At 47.4% G+C, this 19,016-nt stretch carries 23 protein-coding genes and 1 pseudogene; 23 read left to right on the plus strand and 1 reads right to left on the minus strand.

The window, feature by feature from the left end; translation table 11 throughout:
• The first annotated feature begins 78 nt into the window (after positions 1–78).
• From FH749_04380 to FH749_04485, 22 genes and pseudogenes are all read left to right on the plus strand, one after another.
• Positions 79–261 carry a hypothetical protein gene (locus FH749_04380; protein ID MTI94715.1) on the plus strand — a complete coding sequence of 61 codons (183 nt, stop codon included), beginning with the start codon at positions 79–81 and terminating at the stop codon, positions 259–261.
• A complete protein-coding gene (locus FH749_04385) occupies positions 254–1,288 on the plus strand; it encodes an aminoglycoside phosphotransferase family protein (protein MTI94716.1) in 1,035 nt (344 codons plus the stop codon). The genes FH749_04380 and FH749_04385 overlap by 8 nt, the downstream gene beginning before the upstream one ends.
• A gap of 243 nt (positions 1,289–1,531) precedes the next feature.
• On the plus strand, positions 1,532–2,263 hold the full coding sequence (locus tag FH749_04390; GenBank protein ID MTI94717.1) for a GntR family transcriptional regulator: 732 nt from the start codon (positions 1,532–1,534) through the stop codon (positions 2,261–2,263).
• A gap of 93 nt (positions 2,264–2,356) precedes the next feature.
• Positions 2,357–3,085, plus strand: coding sequence for an SIS domain-containing protein (locus FH749_04395; protein ID MTI94718.1), 729 nt, complete (start codon positions 2,357–2,359; stop codon positions 3,083–3,085).
• 52 nt (positions 3,086–3,137) lie between these two features.
• Positions 3,138–3,866 carry an SIS domain-containing protein gene (locus FH749_04400; GenBank protein ID MTI94719.1) on the plus strand — a complete coding sequence of 243 codons (729 nt, stop codon included), beginning with the start codon at positions 3,138–3,140 and terminating at the stop codon, positions 3,864–3,866.
• 18 nt (positions 3,867–3,884) lie between these two features.
• Positions 3,885–4,622: a PIG-L family deacetylase gene (locus tag FH749_04405; protein ID MTI94720.1), complete on the plus strand. Its 738-nt coding sequence runs from the start codon at positions 3,885–3,887 to the stop codon at positions 4,620–4,622.
• Positions 4,623–4,657: 35 nt separating this feature from the next.
• Entirely contained in the window at positions 4,658–6,022 is a 1,365-nt protein-coding gene (locus FH749_04410) for a PTS sugar transporter subunit IIC (GenBank protein ID MTI94721.1), read from the plus strand.
• A gap of 58 nt (positions 6,023–6,080) precedes the next feature.
• Positions 6,081–7,211 carry a DUF871 domain-containing protein gene (locus FH749_04415; protein MTI94722.1) on the plus strand — a complete coding sequence of 377 codons (1,131 nt, stop codon included), beginning with the start codon at positions 6,081–6,083 and terminating at the stop codon, positions 7,209–7,211.
• The gene (locus FH749_04420; protein ID MTI94723.1) at positions 7,208–7,678 is read left to right on the plus strand and encodes a PTS glucose transporter subunit IIA; all 471 of its coding nucleotides are present in this window, start codon (positions 7,208–7,210) and stop codon (positions 7,676–7,678) included. Before FH749_04415 ends, FH749_04420 begins: the two co-directional genes overlap by 4 nt.
• A gap of 219 nt (positions 7,679–7,897) precedes the next feature.
• The gene (locus FH749_04425) at positions 7,898–8,659 is read left to right on the plus strand and encodes a creatininase family protein (protein MTI94724.1); all 762 of its coding nucleotides are present in this window, start codon (positions 7,898–7,900) and stop codon (positions 8,657–8,659) included.
• Between the two features lie 97 nt (positions 8,660–8,756).
• Positions 8,757–9,026, plus strand: a complete 270-nt coding sequence (locus FH749_04430; GenBank protein ID MTI94725.1) for a hypothetical protein — start codon at positions 8,757–8,759, stop codon at positions 9,024–9,026.
• Positions 8,983–10,506 (plus strand): sodium:solute symporter family protein, encoded by a 1,524-nt coding sequence (locus FH749_04435; protein ID MTI94726.1) that lies wholly within the window; start codon positions 8,983–8,985, stop codon positions 10,504–10,506. Before FH749_04430 ends, FH749_04435 begins: the two co-directional genes overlap by 44 nt.
• A gap of 108 nt (positions 10,507–10,614) precedes the next feature.
• Positions 10,615–11,277: a Crp/Fnr family transcriptional regulator gene (locus FH749_04440; protein MTI94727.1), complete on the plus strand. Its 663-nt coding sequence runs from the start codon at positions 10,615–10,617 to the stop codon at positions 11,275–11,277.
• Between the two features lie 210 nt (positions 11,278–11,487).
• Positions 11,488–11,637: pseudogene (locus FH749_04445) on the plus strand (integrase).
• Positions 11,638–11,817: 180 nt separating this feature from the next.
• Positions 11,818–12,471 carry a helix-turn-helix transcriptional regulator gene (locus FH749_04450; protein ID MTI94728.1) on the plus strand — a complete coding sequence of 218 codons (654 nt, stop codon included), beginning with the start codon at positions 11,818–11,820 and terminating at the stop codon, positions 12,469–12,471.
• A 244-nt stretch (positions 12,472–12,715) separates the two neighbouring features.
• On the plus strand, positions 12,716–13,051 hold the full coding sequence (locus tag FH749_04455; protein MTI94729.1) for a hypothetical protein: 336 nt from the start codon (positions 12,716–12,718) through the stop codon (positions 13,049–13,051).
• A 69-nt stretch (positions 13,052–13,120) separates the two neighbouring features.
• Positions 13,121–13,984 carry a hypothetical protein gene (locus FH749_04460; GenBank protein ID MTI94730.1) on the plus strand — a complete coding sequence of 288 codons (864 nt, stop codon included), beginning with the start codon at positions 13,121–13,123 and terminating at the stop codon, positions 13,982–13,984.
• Between the two features lie 31 nt (positions 13,985–14,015).
• Complete coding sequence (locus tag FH749_04465; GenBank protein MTI94731.1) at positions 14,016–14,384, plus strand: hypothetical protein; 369 nt, start codon at positions 14,016–14,018, stop codon at positions 14,382–14,384.
• Between the two features lie 337 nt (positions 14,385–14,721).
• Positions 14,722–15,450 (plus strand): ABC transporter ATP-binding protein, encoded by a 729-nt coding sequence (locus FH749_04470; protein MTI94732.1) that lies wholly within the window; start codon positions 14,722–14,724, stop codon positions 15,448–15,450.
• A complete protein-coding gene (locus FH749_04475; GenBank protein ID MTI94733.1) occupies positions 15,450–17,030 on the plus strand; it encodes a hypothetical protein in 1,581 nt (526 codons plus the stop codon). Before FH749_04470 ends, FH749_04475 begins: the two co-directional genes overlap by 1 nt.
• Positions 17,011–17,409 (plus strand): MGMT family protein, encoded by a 399-nt coding sequence (locus tag FH749_04480; protein ID MTI94734.1) that lies wholly within the window; start codon positions 17,011–17,013, stop codon positions 17,407–17,409. Before FH749_04475 ends, FH749_04480 begins: the two co-directional genes overlap by 20 nt.
• Before the next feature lie 146 nt (positions 17,410–17,555).
• Positions 17,556–17,840: a type II toxin-antitoxin system Phd/YefM family antitoxin gene (locus FH749_04485; GenBank protein ID MTI94735.1), complete on the plus strand. Its 285-nt coding sequence runs from the start codon at positions 17,556–17,558 to the stop codon at positions 17,838–17,840.
• Between the two features lie 60 nt (positions 17,841–17,900).
• Here the strand turns inward: FH749_04485 and FH749_04490 are convergent, their stop codons facing one another.
• A complete protein-coding gene (locus FH749_04490; protein MTI94736.1) occupies positions 17,901–18,197 on the minus strand; it encodes a hypothetical protein in 297 nt (98 codons plus the stop codon).
• Between the two features lie 165 nt (positions 18,198–18,362).
• Here FH749_04490 and FH749_04495 point away from each other — a divergent pair, with 165 nt between their 5' ends.
• Complete coding sequence (locus FH749_04495; GenBank protein MTI94737.1) at positions 18,363–18,899, plus strand: VanZ family protein; 537 nt, start codon at positions 18,363–18,365, stop codon at positions 18,897–18,899.
• Positions 18,900–19,016: the final 117 nt, after the last annotated feature.

Raw genomic sequence — 19,016 nt, forward strand, 5'->3', positions numbered from 1 at the left:
CTTTATTTGTAAAGTGCGGCAGGGATTATCTAAGCGGGGGCGTATTACTTCTTAGAGCCATTTGGGGGGGGGATAATCATGAACTATACCCGTTTTGCCAATGCCGGGTTGCGGCCAGCTGCTGGCGGAGAAGAAGCAGAAGCTTATACTGCGCCCCTGGAACCGGTTTGCTCCGGATTATACCGTATGGTGGATAGTGCCTGGCGCCGCCTGGCCTGCCTATCGTCACGGCAAGAAGAAATGAGGAGAACATATGTCTGAGATAAGTAGATTACCGCTTCTACAAGCCCTGTCAAACATGCTTGGTGTTCAGGTGAGTGACGTGGCTTATGAAAGCGAGTTGCTTCAGGGGGGAGATGTGGGGGAAGTAAGCAAGATATCAGGACAGGCTTTTTCAAACGAGGGTTCCTACCCATTTTCACTCGTGCTAAAAAAGCAGCAGAAATGGGACCGGCACGGGGATCCTGAGTGTTGGCGGCGGGAATACGAAATATATCGCCACGGGCTTGACCAGAAGCTACTTCAAACCATCAAGCTGCCCCGTTGTTATCTGCTTCAGGAAAGCGGGGATTTGACTCAAATCTGGATGGAGTACATTGAGGGTAAAACAGGTGATGACTTAATACACGCTCCGGAATTGGCACTTGCTGCTGAAAGACTTGGAAAGCTGCAAGCAGATTTTCATAAAAACGGTAAGCATGATTTGCCGTTTCTTAGAAGCTATCCAGCAGTTCGTTCCAGCTTTGATCTTTGGTGGGGGGACATAAAAAAAGAGCTCGGCACAGAGATTGAGGATTTCCCCGAGGAATTGAGGCATACACTGAATGACTTTGCCGCTAGAGCTGAATCGCTGTTGGATGCTATGGACAAGCTGCCACTTACCATATGTCAAGGAGACTTCTATCACGATAATATCATATTCAAGCCCGGACTTGATGGAACAGATATTTATGTGATTGACTGGGACTGTGCCGGATACGGCAGAATGGGCGAAGATGCAGTAGATATCCTAATGGAGGCCTTTGTCTATTCTGACAGGGATGTATCTCTTATGCCCGATTTCAAAAAGTGTATCATCGACGGATACCTTCGTGGGGTGCAAAGCGGTGGCATGGATTTTACGATGAATGAAGCCTTAGTGCGGGACATATTCGCACTTGCGTGGGGATTCCGTATTACAGACCAATATCTATACCATCTACATTACAAAGACGAACAGGCAAAAGAGCGTTGTATCGCAATTTTACGGACAATGTTTATGGGGTCGGAGTGTGAACCACGAGTGTAATGAGACTGTCGGAACAATCTCATTTGTTACGTCCTGATGATATACTTCCTTAGTGAAACAAATGATAATTGGGGTTAGTGGTGCTAAAAAGTATCATATTGCAGGAAGGATAACAGGGTGTGGCGTCCATAGGCGGCACGTTAAATCAATAAATTTTTTTGCTAAAAAAGAAGGAATACAAAAAGTAGTGACGAATAACTTAGTATAAGAACATGTTAACATGAGCTGTATGGGAGGGATTTTATGATTGATAGAACAAAACCAGAGCCATTGTATTATCAAGTCAAAAACCAACTTTTGCGTAAAATAGAGAATGGCGACTATAAGGTTAATGAGCGTATTCCAAGTGAAAACGAATTGGTAAAAGTTTATGACGTGAGCATGATTACTGTTCGTAAAGCATTATTAGAACTTGTCCAAGAAGGTATTCTCTATCGTATACAAGGGAAAGGCACTTATGTAGCAGAGCCAAAGGTTAAACGGTTCGTGAACTTGCTTAGTTTTACTCAAGAGATGAAGGAGAAAGGTATGTCTCCTTCAGCGAAGCTGGTTCGCTTCGCTAAAGAAACAGCGGATGAGAAAATCTCTGGGATTCTTGGTCTGCCTCTAGATAGCCCGGTATGGGTTTATGAGAGAATCCGGCTTGCTGACCAGCAACCGATGGCGTTTCAGAAAAGCATACTGCCGTGCAAGATGTTTCCTGGTCTAAGTGGCCAGTTACTAGAAGAAAGTCAGTCTTTATACAAGGTTCTTTTTGAACACTATGATACGGAAATTTATCGTGCAGATGAAGAATACAACGCAATAAGTATTAAAGATCAGATGATCGCTGATGAGTTGGGGGTAAGGGTTGGCGCAACTGCGTTCTTGGTGAAGCGTACATCGTATACAAAGCATGAAGAAGCTTTCGAGTATGCAGTAACGATGCTTCGCGGCGACCGTTATTCCATCAAGGTAAACCTGATAGCTGAGTAGGAAGCAAGGGGACAGTCGGTAGTATTAAATAACTTATAATAAATTCTGAAGGAGTGGTTGATTGTGTCAGCAGGAGTTTTTCAAAGTAAATCGATGGAAGTGCTAGAAAAGATTCAATCTACTCAAATGGATAACATTAAGAAGGCCAGTGAGTTAATGGCGAAAAGTATTTACGACGGAAAGCTGGTTCATACTTTCGGTAGTGGGCACTCTGCGCTGCCAGCATTGGATATTTTCCCTCGCTATGGCAGCTACGTTGGCTTTCATCCAGTTGTAGATCCACGCTTAATTTGGCATACTGCCATCGGTCCCGGTGGTGCGCGGGAATTGTTATGGATAGAGCGGCAGGAAGGCTATATAAAGAACTTTTTGCAGAGTTATTCATTCTCAGTGGGAAGCACGTTTATCGTCTATTCCCATGGAGGGGCAAATGCTGCGCCCATAGAGGCAGGATTGTATGCCCGGGAGCAAAAAATGAATGTTGTGGCCATTACTTCAATGGATAACTATCGCAACACAGAGAGCAAACATTCGAGCGGCAAGTGTCTTGCGGACACTGCCGATGTAGTAATAGATAATTGTGTCCCTCTTGAGGACTCTATGGTTGAAGTTGAGGGTCAAATAGCTAAGGTGGCTGCATGCTCATCAATTACTGCAATTTTTATCTCCATGTCTCTGGTAGCGGAAACGGCACAGTTGTTGAGAAAAATGGGTGTAAATATGCCAACATTCGTATCTCCCAATGTTGAGGGGATTGCTTCCAGCCATAATGATGAAGTTTATGCTGAGTACACTCAGTATGTTAAGAATCAGAAGATATAGTAGGTGCTCTTGAATCTTCGTACACCAATTGAATGCACAGGGAGAGTTGCAGATGATTACCCAATATTTTAAGTTGGTTCAACGATTGCTGGATGACGTCCTGCTTTCCGAGAAGGACGAAATTGCAGAATCTGCTGCTATTGTAGCCAAGGCAGTGATAGATGGCGGCGTAATTCATGTGTTTGGCTGTGGCCATTCCCATATGTTCTGCGAAGAGTTATTCTACCGGGCTGGGGGATTGGTGCCTGTTAAGCCGGTGTTTAACACTGGATTGATGCTACATGAGGGACCTCGGAAGAGCTCAAGTTTGGAACGCTTTCAAGGTTATGGGGCTATTGTAGCCCAGGATCATGATTTTCGCTCTGAGGATGTCATGATTGTGGTGTCGAACTCGGGGCGGAATCCTGTGCCGATAGAAGTTGCGTGTGCAGCCAAGGAGCAGGGACTGAAGGTAATTGTTCTGACATCATTACAATTCAGCAAATCGCAACCGTCCCGGCATGATAGTGGCAAACACCTATGTGATTTTGGAGATGTCGTAATTGACAACAAAACTGTCCCGGGGGATGCCTCTCTCCGTTCTGAAGGGATAACGGAGGCTTTTGGGCCAGTATCTACAGTGGTTGGCGCTACAATCTTAAACGCTGTAATTGCTGACTCGATTCGGATTATGCAGGAGCAGGGCCATGAACCGCCAATATTCGTTAGCGGCAACCTGGAAGGTGCTGATGACCGAAACCAGGCGCTAATGGAGCAGTACGGGCACAGGATAAACTTTTAGCTTTTACGTCAACTTAGTATGAGAATATGTTGGCATATATGCGAAGGTTTATTAAAAGGAGGTGAAGCTTTGCCAACTTTAGCGGTCTTTGGGGCGCATGCCATGGATGCGGAAGTAATGGGCGGCGCCATTGCCCGGGATCTTAGCTTGAAAAACTGGGACACCTGGCTAATTCATATGACAAGGGGTGAAAGGGGGAAAGGCCCTCATAAGTCAATTGAGTATGCAAAACAGCTGGAAGCGGAAATGGAGAACAGCGCAGCAAAGTTGAAATCTAAGTGTATTTGGATGGGCTACAAGGCGGGAGAAATTCCGGAGGGAGAAGCGGGAATTATGGATATCGGGAATGTGTTAAAGAAAGTAAAGCCTGATGTCGTCATTACCCACTGGAAGGGAAGTTATCATCCTCGCCATGTGCAAACCCATGAGAGCGTGATCAATGGACTTAAATATATGGCAGATAACTTTAAGATGGAAGCCAGTCTGTATTTTGGCGAGAACTTGGAAGATTTAGAGGGTTTTCATCCCACAGCCTATTATGATATCTCAGAATCTTACTCCGCCTGGGTTGAGGCGCTAAACTGCTATGAGATGTTCAGGGAAAGTGTCAAGTTTCCTTACAGAGATTTTTATTCATCCAATTCAATCTCTAGGGGGGTGGAATCGGGGTTTAAATATAGCAAAGCTTTAATGCTTCCCAGAGTGAAAATCGCTGACCTGCGTCAAGACTGGAGTTTATGTGCTCCGAGGTATTAGCATCGTTGAATGGTATCGCAGAACACTTCATTTAAATGGGAGGGAATAGAATGGATTTATCCACTATTGCGAACAAAATTATTGAAGGTCTGGGTGGAACAAGTAACATCAACCATATTGAGTATTGTATGACAAGGTTAAGAGTTGATGTTGTTGACTCCAAAAAGGTTAATTTTGACGAGATAAAGGGCATTGAAGGCGTACTAGGGTCTACCACAAAAGGGGGAGATATTCAGATAATCCTTGGACCCGGTACAGCTCAAGAGATTGCTCAAGCTCTCAATGAAATTCCCGAACTTAATATGGAGATTATCGATGAAGAAGAAGCTGGGGATGAAGATTCGGGAGGAAAACCAAAAAAATTGGCTGTAAGCATGCTCAGTCAAATCTTTACCCCGCTTATTCCAGCGCTGATCGGCTCCGGTCTGGTGGCCGGGTTCGCTAAGTTTTTGCAGAGTCTTGGGGTAAGTATGGATCTTGGTTTTATGCAAGCACTTAATGCAATTGGGTTTGCCTTCTTCGGCTATATAATCATAATGGTTGCAATGAACACCGCAAAAGTATTCGGAGGGTCGCCAATTTTGGGTGCAGTCGCAGGTTCAATCCTCATTACTCCGGCGATAGGCAATCTCGGTCTTACTCCTGGCCGGGGCGGAGTTATTGGCGCAATGCTTGCGGGAATTTTAATGGCATTGGTAGAGAGGTACCTGAGAAAGATTAGCCCGAATGCTATAAAAGTTCATTTCCCACCGACTTTCGCCGTTTTAATATCGGGTTTCCTGATCCTTTACGTCTTGCAGCCAGTTGCCGGTTTCCTTGCCGATGGTCTAGTTAATGCTGTGCTCTCACTGTTGGATGTTGGCGGGGCATTGGCCGGGGCAGCCATTTCCTTCTTGTTCCTGCCACTGGTTATGACGGGCCTACATCACGGGCTTACCCCAATCCACTTGGAACTGATTAATGAAATTGGCTATACCCAGCTACAGGTAATGAATAGTATGGCTGGTGCGGGGCAAGTAGGTGCTGGTATTGCTTTGCTGTTAAGGTATAGAAGTAATCTGGGTCTGAAAAACACAATTAAGGGTGCATTGCCGGTCGGAATCTTGGGTATCGGTGAACCGTTAATCTTCGGTGTAACATTACCGTTGGGCAGACCGTTTATAACTGCTTGTTTGGGAGCCGCGATTGGCGGGGCTTTTGTCGGGGCAGTTGGTTTGGGTGCAACAGGGGTCTATGTTTCCGGTATCCTTGGCATAGCCATTGCCACCAACCCCCTCCACTATGTAATTGCATATACCCTTGCTGCAGTTGCAGGATTCGTGCTTACCTATATGGTTGCAGTTCCGAAGAACCTGCTAGATAGTTTGGAGGCCTCTTCGAAGAGCTCAATGAAAGCTTAAGTGTTATACTGGGAATAAAGGGGCCCTGCCAAAGGGCCCCTAACTTACAAAGAAAGGGGTGAGTAAGGTAGCACGCAAGATTGATTTAGGCATTTCTGTGTATCCCGAGGCAAATGATAGATTTTGCGAGCAAAAAAACTATATCGCCCTTGCCAAACTCCAAGGCTATAGCCAGATATTTTCCACCTTGCACTTACCGGAGTTGCCTCTAGAATCAATGCTTGAATATGCAAGGAATTTATCTTCAGTTGTAACCGAGCATCAGATGCAGCTAACCCTAGATGTTTCCGCAACAAAGGTCCGGGAGATTGCTCAGGCTGAAAGCTACATCAATAAGATTAAAGATACTTCAATTGACTACATTCGTTTAGACTATGGCTTTACTGAGCATGACCTCAAACTGCTCAAAGATTGTTTAAACGTTAATGGGCTGGTTTTAAACGCGTCAACACTCTCTGCCAGTGAAATTGATGACTTCCTCGAGATTATTACCAAGGCTGGATTCGACATGAGGAACTTAAAGGCTTGTCATAATTTTTACCCCAGGGAAGAGACCGGGTTGAGTATGGAATTTTTAATTCAAAAGTGTCAGCTGTATAAGAAATACAATATACCGGTTACCACATGTATTGCGTCGCATACCAAACCGCGAGGGCCTTTGTATGCTGGATTGCCAAGTGTCGAAAAACAGCGTTATTCATCTCCTGGGAGAGCAGCCGCTGAGTTGATGGCCACAGGAGTGGTTGATGAAATATTATTCGGCGATTCATTTGTGTCAGCAGAAGAACTATCTGAAGTTGCTGCTGTAATTGATTCCGGATGCGTGGAGTTAAGAATTAAAATGCTTAGCAATAAAATAACTGAAATGGAACGGGCGATTATTGTGGAGCAACTTCATCTTGCCCGCCCTGATCAGGCTGAATTTTCGATTCGGTCACAATCTTCAAGGGAAATGGCTTCATTTGCAGCTCGCGTAGAAGCAAGGTCACCTGAGCCAAGAATCAAATATGCTGTAACTATAGATAATGAAAAGTATTTGCGGTACTCAGGGGAGTTGCAAATTCTGTTAGCAGACCTACCCGAGGATGAAAGGATAAATGTTGTTGGGCATATTGTCTCTGAAGATCACGATTTGGTTCATATGATTAAACCCGGCACAACTTTTAGATTTCAGGTGGTGGATGAATGATGTTTAGAAAATCCGCCGAGCATATATATGCACCTGCAACTGGCACTACTATGAATCTGCAAAATGTAGATGATGAGGTGTTCGCAAATGGAATGATGGGGCCGGGTTTAGTAATTAATATAGCCCCCTCGGAGTTATGTATCTATGCGCCAGCTGCGGGCACTGTTGATGCTCTGTATCCTACCGGCCACGCCCTAGGGCTCAAAACGAAAACCGGCACAGCACTCCTACTTCATGTTGGTTTGGAGTCATTTAAAAAAAAGGGTCTGATAAAAAAGTATATTAGTAAAGGAGATATGGTGCGGAAGGGACAACTGCTTCTAGAGATTGACCCATCTATCGCGGACCCAACCGATTTAATTATACTTTTGACTTTTCCAGAGCTATCGAAGACTTTGACCCCTCTATATGAGGAAGGAGAATCGGTTCAGTCCCGCAAACAGCGGATCTTCAGAGTAGATCCCTGATCTAATCATCTTTCTAAGCATCGGGTCATCGCTTTGTTGGAGTGATGTCCCGATTTAAAGTGTTGGCCCTCAGAGGCTGCGTATATCGTCAGAGGACGGAATTGTAACCAACACCCTTCATCCCATTAAAGTTGTGTCGCAGGACACAGCTTTATTTTTTGTTCCAAGTAAAATAAGGTTAAAGGAAAAGACGGAGGAGGTGAGTTCTTGGTTAATAAAGTGTGGCTGCATCACAACAGTTGGGATGAGGCTTCGGAGTATCTGAAGCGGTCACAGACAATTATTATCCCTGTAGGCAGTATTGAGCAGCATGGTGAGCACTTGCCCCTGGGCACAGACACAATGGTCGCGGAGGCAATTGCCGAGTCTGTTGCTGAGGAGGCAGGTGTGCTGGTGGCGCCAGCGGTCAGTTACGGCTGGAGCCCGCACCACATGGTCTTGACTGGCACTGTTACCATCCGCCCGGAAATTCTTATTGAGTATCTGTATGATGTAATCGAGAGTCTTTCTAAGCACGGGTTTAAGAAGTTTCTGCTGTTGAACGGGCATCGAATTGTCAACATCAGCTGGATGCAGATTGCCGGTGAGCGAGCAAAGCGGCAGCTGGAGGTTGATGTCTTGATTGCCGACCCGGCGTTTTTGTCCAAGGAGTTGGCAAGGAAGGAAGGTATGGGGCTTCTAGGCCATGCCGACGAGCTTGAGACATCCCACATGCTCTACGTTCGCGGCGATTTTGTGCAATTGGAAAAGGCCCGAGATTTTACCCACCAGCGCCCCGACTACAAACAGGTAGACCCCCGGGTGGAAAATGACATGCTCTGCTATATTCCCAGCACCGAAGAAGAGATGGAAGAGTCTGTTCAGGCCGCTGGAGGAACCTCGGGACGGCCTACCAAGTCTACTGTTGAGTTCGGCAACAAGTATCATGACTGGGTAGTATCGAAGCTGGTCACAATCATTAATGAGTGGCAGGACAAATAAAAATAGATATCTAATCTGTATCTAATCCGTGATCTAATCTGTCTGACTATCTAATCATTTTGTCCTGCCGCTCCAAAAAAATGAAGGGGGATAAAGGATGTCTTTAGCGAAGAAAGAAAATCTGATTGTCGCGGTCTTTTTCATCTTTACCCTGCTTATGACCAATCCGCCTGTAGTGAACTGGGTTAGCGCCTACGCCGAAACCAACCCCTTGATCTTCGGTTGGCCGACCTTGTGGGTCTGGCTTCAGTTCTGGTACATGGCCATGATCGGTGGCCTGATCTGGTTCGGCCTCAAGTTCAAGACCTGGAATGTAGATTATATTGAAGAAACATTTGACCAGCATGTGGACGGGGGTGACAAGTAGTGGAAACTTGGATGATTGGTTTAACAATTATCAGTTTGTATCTTGTCATGGTCCTGTATTTTGGTTACCGGAGCTGGAAGTAGGCCAGAACAGTATTGAAGACTTTGCTGTCGCCAGCGGTTCCTTCGGAGTTCTGGTGCTCACCCTTACTTTTGCCGCTACTTTTCACAGCGCTTACGCCTTCACCGGCATAGTTGGCTTTGTCTATAATGACGGTGTCGGCTTCTGGGTGAACGGCCTCTGGCTGGTGCCGCCGGCCTTGTTGTTCTGGATCTTTGGGCGCAGGCTGTGGATTTTGGGCAAGAAGCATAAGTTCTTCTCTCTGGCCGAATATATGGGCAAGTTTTATGACTCGAATCTGATAGGGTTGCTTACAGTTTTCATTCATGCCGTATTCATTACACCTTATATCGGGATTCAGTTGACTGGCTCGGGCTATATTTTCCAAACAGTAACAGAAGGTAAGATACCCTTTGCCTTGGGCGCTACGGTGATGATGATCATACTCGTGGCATATGTCTGGGCTGGGGGGATCCGGGCAGTGGCCTGGACCGATACCTTCCAGGGAATCTTCATGTTTGTCGGGATCTTGCTTGGCAGCTGGCTGATAGTGCGGAACGTAGCTGGGTCCTCGGCAGCTGCCTTCCAGGATGCAGTCCGGTCAATTCCAGAGTTCTTTTCACTGCCAGGACCCTCGGGGGCAATAACTACGTGGAATTATATCTCCCGCTGGGTGGTTATCTGTCTTGGAATGGCCATGGGACCGCATATCATTATTCGGATGTTTACAGCCAAGTCGTTGAAGGTCCTGAAGTGGGCCAGCATCTTTGGCGCCCTTTACCTGACGATTATCTACTGGTTCACACCGGCCGTTGGCGCCCTTGCTAGAGTTATTTCTCCCGGCGCTGGCAGCCCTGACCAGCTCATGGTTGACTACTTGTGGCAATACACTCCGGTAGTGTTTGCGGCGGTTCTTCTTGGCGGCGGGTTTGCAGCGGCCATGTCCACGGCGGATTCCCAGGCCCACGCGGTCAGCACAACCCTGGCTGTTGATGTCTATAAGAAGCATATTAAACCGGATGCTTCCTCTAGGCAGTTGACCATGGTCTCCCGCTGGATGATTGTTGTTTTGTCTTTGGTCAGTCTCTACATCGCCATCAGTCAGCCGACGATGCTGGTCAACTTGTTGGCAATCTCCACTGGTGGAATTGCCCAGCTGACCCCGGCTTTTGTCGGTAGCCTCTACTGGAAGAAGTCCACCAAGGCGGGAGCCCTGGCCAGCCTGTTTGGCGGTATGGGTGTGCTGATTCTCACCCAGTTCTTCTGGACAAACCCGTTCGGGCTTGGCATCCTGCCACCTTTCTGGGGCCTGGTTGCTGGCAGTATCTTGTTTGTTGTAGTTAGTCTCGTCACTACGCCGGTGGATGACAAGACTATTCAGGAGACTCAGGTGTTCACGGATAATATTATCAACGGATAGAAGTACAGCTGCGGCCCCGCTTTTGCGGGGCCGCTTTTACGTTTTAGCAGGATTCAGAGCCTGAGTGCAGTATTAATACGGTATAGATCAATAAGGGGGAGTCTGCAGGTGGATAGGTTGTTTTTAGAGCTTCTGGGCGATTGCGGAGTGTTGCGAACCTATGAAACAAACGAGATTATTCACTTGGACCAGATTCCGCCGGAGTCAGTTTATCTTATTCATGAGGGCAAGGTTAAACACCTTGTTTATGATGAAAACGGCGAAGAGAAGACTTTGTTGATCTTGAAAAAAGGAGATATTTTCGGCGAGGTTACTTATTTTCAGCAGGATATTAACGCCGTGGTGACTCAAGCCATCAGTCCATGCCAGATTGCCTCAATTCCAGTTGCCGAGTTTGAGCGCATGCTTAAAGAGCATCCCGAGCTCTATGCAGAGATTGTCCGGTTGGTTACGTACAAAATGCGGATAGTTATGTCCCAGGTCAAAGATATGGCATTTCAGACTGTCGAAGGGCGTCTCGCCAACTTGCTTCTGCGTCTCGCCGACCAGCAGGGTGTGCAGACGGAAATGGGCTACGTGATGATTGATTTTGATGTCACCCATCAGGAGTTGGCGAATATGATTGCCGCCTACCGATCCACTGTTTCCAGGATAATGGGGCGCTTGTGCAAGCACCGGGTGATTGAAGTGGTGAACAAGCGAATTGTGATTCTGGATTATCTGGGGTTGCAGCAGATGGCTAATTCAGACTGTGGTAATCGCCAGAGATAAAACTTCTCTCTGCATGCCTATGAGTTATTCAGTCGCATAGGTTGTGGGTAACTATATTTTACGAAAGAGGTTCTTGAAGTGCTTGATACTTCAATTCAATACTATAACCTGATCATGATGCGTCGGGCAGGCACCCCTGTACCTGCAGTCGTCTTGCGAGAAGGATTTTCCTTTGTTAATTATGTTCCTGGTGATGAACAGGCCTAGTTGCTGCAAAAGGCAATTGAACTACGTCAGGAACGACCCGAGCGGAGCGTGGAACAAATAATCTTTATGCTAGAGGAGCATGGCGTTGTTGAAAACGGGGCCCTCACTTACAGCACTTTGGCTAGGCAATTGCGCCTGGCGGGCGCAACTCGCCGGGAGCTAGAGGCAAAGCGGATTCCTGACCCTCAAAACCCGAAACGTAAGAAGAGGAGAGCCCAAGGGCTTTTTTTTGTTTGTCACTAGTACACGATGACTATTGATCTCAACTCAAGCAATTTAATAAGCAATAAATATTGACAGCAATCCCCAAGTGCTATACTCTAAAAGCGAATCATGATTCGCTTTTACCTTAGGAGGAGCACACAAATGGCCCAGTACAAAAAGCATGAAGTCCTCAATACCATCAAAGAAGTTGCAATGAATTTATTCCTGGAGAAGGGTTTCGAGCAGACACATATCAAGGACATTGCCCAAGGGGCAGAAATATCTGTTGGCAATTTATACAGATACTTCGCAAACAAGCAGGAAATCCTCTCTGCTCTGGTTCCTCCCAGTCAGATTCAAGCCCTGCAAGACTTGCTCATCACCCGCACCCATATTCTTCATAAAATGCAATTGCAGATTCCCTTAAGCAGTGAGGAGCAAAATTGGTACAGCAATGAATACTTCGATTTCCTGATTGCCAACCGAAAAACCCTTGCCTTAATTTTTAAGTGCCGCCATGAAACTGTCTTTGCCAATGCCATCTCTAGCATTGTGGCAGAAATGCTCAAGCTTAAGTACCAACTTCTTGGTGAGCAAAAGCCGATTGAGGTTCCCGATGACCTAAACACTACCATGCAGATAATAATTGCCAAGACCATCGAACTAAACGCCGAGGTATTGAGCCTGGAAATTAAGCCTGCCGCCATGAAAAGATTGTTAGTTAACCTGGACCATTTCTACCAAAAGGGGACAGCAGCCCTGTGGAACAAGCTCATCACCTGATTACATCGGGCATTCCTGAGCACTCAATGCTACTGGAATAAGTTGTAATCAGAGGAGGATTAACCATGGTAATACATAGTCCGCAGTACAAGGGGCACTGGTTCATAAAAGGTTTTTCTATCCTAATGGCACTGCTCCTGGCTAGCGCTCTATTACAAGTTTCTGAAGCCTCCCCGGGGACAAGTCCCCCAGAGGCGGACTTCACCGCCGATCCCCCTCTGGGGCGTTTCCCACTATTGTGCTTATGGGCGGCGGTGATTGGGGGACCAAAGCAAATGATGTATGGCGCTCCACCAATAACGGCGCCACTTGGACACTGATGACCGACGCTGCCCCCTGGTCGGCCCGGATGTGGCACACCAGCGTTGTCCTGCCTGATGGCAGTATTGTCCTGATGGGTGGCTGGGATGGCCAGCGTCGAAATGATATTTGGCGCTCCACAGACAAAGGCGCCACTTGGACTGAAATAACAGGAGCTGCCACATGGTCAGCAAGATATGCCCACACCAGCGTTGCCCTACCCGATGGGAGCATTGTGCTAATTGGGGGCGGGGATGGCGTATATACAAATGATGTTTGACGGTGGCAGACGGCGGGATCCAATGAGCAGAATCCCAGCCACACCTACAATCTGCCAGGAAACTATCATGTGAAGCTGTATGCTTACAATCATAGTAGTGCCAGCTCCATAAGCAAGGAGTTTTCATTTCCCGGGGTAGATGTAGAGCTAAAGGCTTACCCAGCTGAGGGAGGCAATCCCAGCGGCAGCGGTGTTTATGTCTTGGGAATTGACATTAACATATCTGCCGGAACCAACTCCGGCTACAGCTTTTTAGGCTGGTACATGGGCGATGACCTACTCAGCATTAATGAAAACTACACCTTTACTACAAGCATTGAAGAATACAACCTGGAAGCCCGGTTCGAATTAAACAGCTACATCATCGATGTTGCTACAGTGCCCACGGCAAGTGGCTCTGTGACTGGAACTGGCACCTATGATCACGGCAACATAGTTACTCTAATGGCCACTGCCAATACCGGCTATACCTTCCTGGGCTGGTATGAAGAAGACGAACTAGTTGCTGCCACAGCAGAATACCAGTTTACTGCTGAAGGGGCGAGGTCCTTAGAAGCCCGCTTTATCAGGAACTACGGCATCGGAATAATTGCTCTTCCGACAGAAGGTGGCACCGTTACCGGATCCGGCACCTATACGGAAGGCTCGGTGGCAGAACTTGAAGCTATCCCTGCTGAAGGATATCGGTTTGTGCAATGGCTTGAAGACGGTAAGGAAATCGGCACCGAGGCAAAGCTTGACTACACAGCCATAGCAGATGCAACCATCACCGCCGTATTTTGGCCCTATGATTCTGTGCGAACTGACTCAAAAACTGGCATCGACATCCCCGAGGAACCAGTTGTACTGCACTTCCATGGCAACAGGGTCACCATGATCGTCACCTCGCCCGAGGAAATTACCGGGGGGGCAAATCGACGTAACCCTCTATGATGAGGATGCAAAAAAGGGTAATCCCCCGGGAATGGTTCCTGGCGGGATATACCTGAGACTTCTGCGCACCGACAACTTTGCCGACAGCACAGTGCGAATACAGGTTAGCTTTAATCCCGAAAACCTACCCCTTGGAGTCAAGACAGACAGCTTAAAACTCTACCGCTACACCTTTAACGAGGACACCGACAGCTGGGAGTGGGTGGAACTGCCCCGCCAGGGCGTAAACCTGGAAGAGCATTATGTCTGGGCCGAGCTCAGCGAATTTAGCACCTTTGGCATCTTTGGCGAGACTGAAGAGCTGCCGAAAACCAGCGGACAATTATTCTCCTACCTGTTAGCAATGCTGATTGTGGCAATGACTTACTTCTTGTTGAGGCGTAGGCTCATCAGCAACTAAATTCAACGACGGCAAAGCTCTCACTACGGTGGCGTAATGACGGTTAAGCTACCAGTGGCGGTGAGAGTTACGCCGTCAAACTTCGTGAGCGACGATACAATGGCCTGGATTTTATCTGGATGATCTAACTTATATATTAAAGGGTAATAAAAGGAGCCAGATAGTTCAGGTATTTTTTCCACTTCCACAACAGGGATTAGAATGCAGAACTAGTAAACTGACCTCCGGTCTGAACTGAGGTCAGTTTTTTACTACAGATACACGAAAAATCTTGATGCAGATAGAAGGGATGTGTATTATCTAGGTAATTCAGTTTATCTGGTGGGGAGGAAATTAGATGCTTAAGGTGACAAACCTTTTTCGTGATTACGGGAAGACCCGGGCTGTAAATGATGTTAGTTTTGAGGTGAAGCCGGGAGAGATTTTTGGCTTTTTGGGCCCAAATGGTGCGGGCAAGACCAGCACTATCAAAGTGTGCACAGGTCTTCTTAAGCCTACCGCTGGCAGTGTGAGTATCAATGGATATGATATTGTGCAGGAGCCGGTTGCAGCTAAAGGTCAGTTCGGGTATGTTCCCGACAACCCGTTTCTGTACAATAAGCTGACCGGGTGGGAGTTCCTTCGCTTTGTTGGTTCCGTTTACCTGCGGGACAGTGAAGTTATCGATGAGCGCATCAAGGATGCCCTGGAGATGTTGGAGCTAACGGATAAGGCTGATGAGCTGCTGGGCAGTTACTCGATGGGGATGCGCAGGAAAACGGCAATTGCAGCGGCAATCTTGCACCGACCCCCGGTTTTGTTCCTTGATGAGCCAACCTCGGGTTTGGACGCAGTGAGCGCTAAACGGGTTAAGGATTTGCTCAGGACATTGGCCAATGAAGGGAGCGCGATCCTGCTGACGACTCATATAATGGAGATTGCGGAGCTGATTTCTGATCGGATTGGTGTTATTAACAAAGGGCGGTTGATTGCCACAGGTACCATGGATGAGCTTCGGGCACAGGCACCCGGAGCAACCCTGGAAGAAGTTTTCATGGCCCTAACTACCGAAGGGAGCAACCAATAATGTCCGGATTCAGGATGCTCCTGGGTTTACACTTGAAAATGCTTCGAAACGGGAGCAAGGAAAAAGGATTGGCTGTAGTTTTAATGCAGGTAATTCTAATTGGCGCTGGCCTAATGGGATTTACCTGGCTACTACAGCGTTATGTATTTTCCCGCTTTGCTGAAGGTTTTACCGGACCCGGGGCATGGATAATTTATACCTTTATATTGCTGTGGGTGTTTTTAGTTGTTTTGGTGCAGGGGTTAAGGAATTTAGTCCCTCACTATTATAAGTCTGCGGATCTGACTTGGCTCGTGACTACACCGTTACCGGGCGATCACGTATTCGCCTTTAAGTTTTTGACTAGTATCCTTAAAGGCTTTAAAGATACCATCTTTCTGTCGCTGCCTTTATTGTTAGCTGCCTGCTGGGTCGGGGGAATGCATTGGTCTTACTTTCCACTGCTGTTGGTAGTCATATTCGCCTTTACCATCGTCCCCTCGGCACTAGCCGTAGTTTTTGGTATGGCGGCTTTGCGGGTTGTATCTGTTAAAGTGTTTGGCGGGTTGGTAACGGCCCTGAATCTACTCCTCACAGCAGCCTTTTGGGTGGGAGTGTGGAATGCGGACGTAATTGAGGGCCTGGCATTGTTTCTGTTTGAAGGCAGCGCCAACCTGATTCCGATGGTTTCCGCAGGTAAAATTGTAGATGCTCTTGTAATAGGTGCGATTGGGGAAGCTATCGTTCCTGCAGGGATTTTGTTGGCTACTGGCGTTGTAACATTGTTTCTCACATTTATGGTTTCCCGGTTGCTGTTTTACCAGGGCTGGCTCAACGTTCAGGATACGACGGATGCCAAAACCAGTTTCCGTAGGGGCAAGGGGACTTCTGGGTTGATCCCTTCCCTGTTATTTACCGAGTGGAAGTTCGCTCTGCGCAATCAGGAGATGCTTCCGGGCTTTATCATGATGCTGGGGATTTTTGTGGTTTCTGTGTTTCCATTTGCCCGGGGCAATTGGTTGGGCGGCAGTGTTGAAGCTGCTCTGGTGGTTGCAATGCTGGCTGCAGCCGTGCTGCCTGCCCTGGGCGTGATAGTCATGTTTGTGCCGATTGAAACAGCGACAAACAAGGGACTTCTCAAGGGCAGATTTCAACTAATCAAGACCCTGGCCCTAGGGGCAAATACTGTTTTTGCCTACAGGATGCTACGAGTTTTTGTGCCCGCTGCTTTGCTGGGGGGAATCGGAGTTTTCCTGTTCAGTTTATTGTTAGATACCAGTCCCGTGTTAACATTGATGGCGGTGTTTGTCCTTCAGTTAGGATTTGTCGCTGTCCACGAAGCCACGGAATTGTTTTACTATGCCAAGCTTGATAAGCGTTATCCCATATTGGGTGAAGTGTTTTGCTGGGTGGCCCTGCTGCTTTATATAATTGGTGCCGGTGGCCCCTTGCTGTTATGGGCGCTTCGGGATGTGTTCACCATCTTCTTCACGCCAGCGTTTCTGCCAAGTGCAGTGATTTTGGTTGTAGCATCTATTTTGACGGTGTGGGCAGCTAGAAAATTAGCTGTATATGCCTGGGATGAGATGGAGTTTGAGTAATAGATCAATAAGACATTCAGCCTATTCCACGGATGAGTTTAACAGGCGTGTTTATGAGCTGGTTCGTCAAATACCTGCAGGTAGCGTGATTGCCTACGGCCAAATAGCCGCTATGCTCGGCCGGCCTCGGGGTGCGCGGATGGTGGGCAGGGCGATGCGCTTGGTCCCGAAAGAGCTAAATCTTCCTTGCCATCGCGTGGTGAATAGCAAAGGCGAGTTGGCGCCGCCCCATATCTTTGGCGGCAAGGGTGTCCAGCGGCAGAAGCTTGAAGCCGAAGGAGTAATCTTTAAGGATAGTGGCCGCATTGATATGGAAAGCTGCACGTGGGAGGCAGTCGAGCTACATTATTTTGGTGTTGATGTAGAAGAACGGCCCTGAATCGTAAGGGATTCAGGGCCGTAATGTCGTTTTATGCGAGTAATGTGCATGGGCGCGATGATCTCTCTTTATTTACACTCTTTGCGTCAAGGGGCATAATTAGCATACAATAAGGATACAAATCGATTATATTTTGGAGGTGAGTGATAATGAATATACGACCTTCTGCTGCAATACGAAAGAATTACAAGGAGATTTCTGAGCTCTGTAAGCGCACAGGTGAACCGGTTTACCTGACGAAAAACGGCAGTGGCGATCTTGTGGTAATGGATATAGAGGCGTTTGCTCGGCGTGAAAGTATGTTGAAGCTCAGGGAGAAGCTGCTGCAATCAGAAATTGACATTCAAAAGGGGCGGACCTATTCCATAGATGAGACAGTCTCCGCTATGCGCCAGGCTGTCGCAGAGGGTGCCAATGACAGCAAAGAATAAATATTATACTGTTAATTAATGCGAGCGGCTCCGGAGAAATGTTCCGGAGCCGCTTATTGTCTACGAATCGTAATGGGCCAGGGGCGGGATATCTCCTGTGGTATGCTCATAGTTTGAGTTCTGGGAGTTATCTTGGTTGACATGTTGATAGGTGTTTAGCTTGTGGCCGTTGGACATCTTCGCTACTTGGTCGCGAATTACAGCGATATGCTTTTCCTCTGCCTTGGCCAGATCGGCAAAGAGTGCGGCGATATCTGTGTTCTTGCTGTCCTGGGCCTCCCGCATGTAGCGGACATATTGGACCAGGGCCTGTTCCTTTTGATTCAGTGCTTCGTCTAAATGGCTAAGGGTGTGCATTACCTGCCTCCTATTGAATTGCTACCGATAGTTTTCCCAGAAGCGGTTATATATACTTTGACAGGATTACTTGCCTGATGCGCGTAATAAAGGAATAGGTAGCATTGCTGTCGGAAAGGGGTTAAGTTTTTGCATTATAACTATATTGAATTTCTCTGGCCGGGAATGTTGCTGCTGACCGTCTACATTTTGATCGACTTTTACCGTAAGCGTAAAGACAACCTGCTGCGGCGCCTGGTGTTTTATAGCTTTCTGTTTTATGTGCTTAATGTTCTGCATCAGGCCTTAGGCGGCATCTTTATTCCGCCTTTGCCGACTGATGGCTACCAAGGACCGCTTCGCTTATTCCAGCCGTATCCATTTTATTTCGTTTGGGATTTTGTGCGGATGCTGGACTACGGCTTGGGACCAGCCTTTAGGATTGTCCGTCCTTCATTCTATAATCTGCTGTTTCTAGCGCCCTTGGGTTTTTACCTGCCCTGCTTGTTTCGGGTTAAATCCGTAATGCAGGTGGCACTGATTGCTTTCTTGGTCTCGCTTATGATTGAATCGGCCCAGTTACTTACGACCGTTACTGGCTTGGTAATGCGTCGGAGCTTTAATGTCGATGATTTGCTGCTCAACACCCTGGGGGCGGTGCTGGTGTTTGTTTTCTACCCCCGAGTCAGCGAGTGGATATTTGGCGATCACTGGCGTCTATAGGCATGTGTTTGTGCTGGAACCGCCTGCTGATATTGACACCTGGAATGTCTCAGTACTCATGGTGCAAGCATATCTTGATTCACCTTTGAGTTTGACGCTCATAGATTGCCAGTAGAT

This window comes from Bacillota bacterium (genome assembly GCA_009711825.1).
Taxonomy (GTDB): Bacteria; Bacillota; Proteinivoracia; order UBA4975; family VEMY01; genus VEMY01.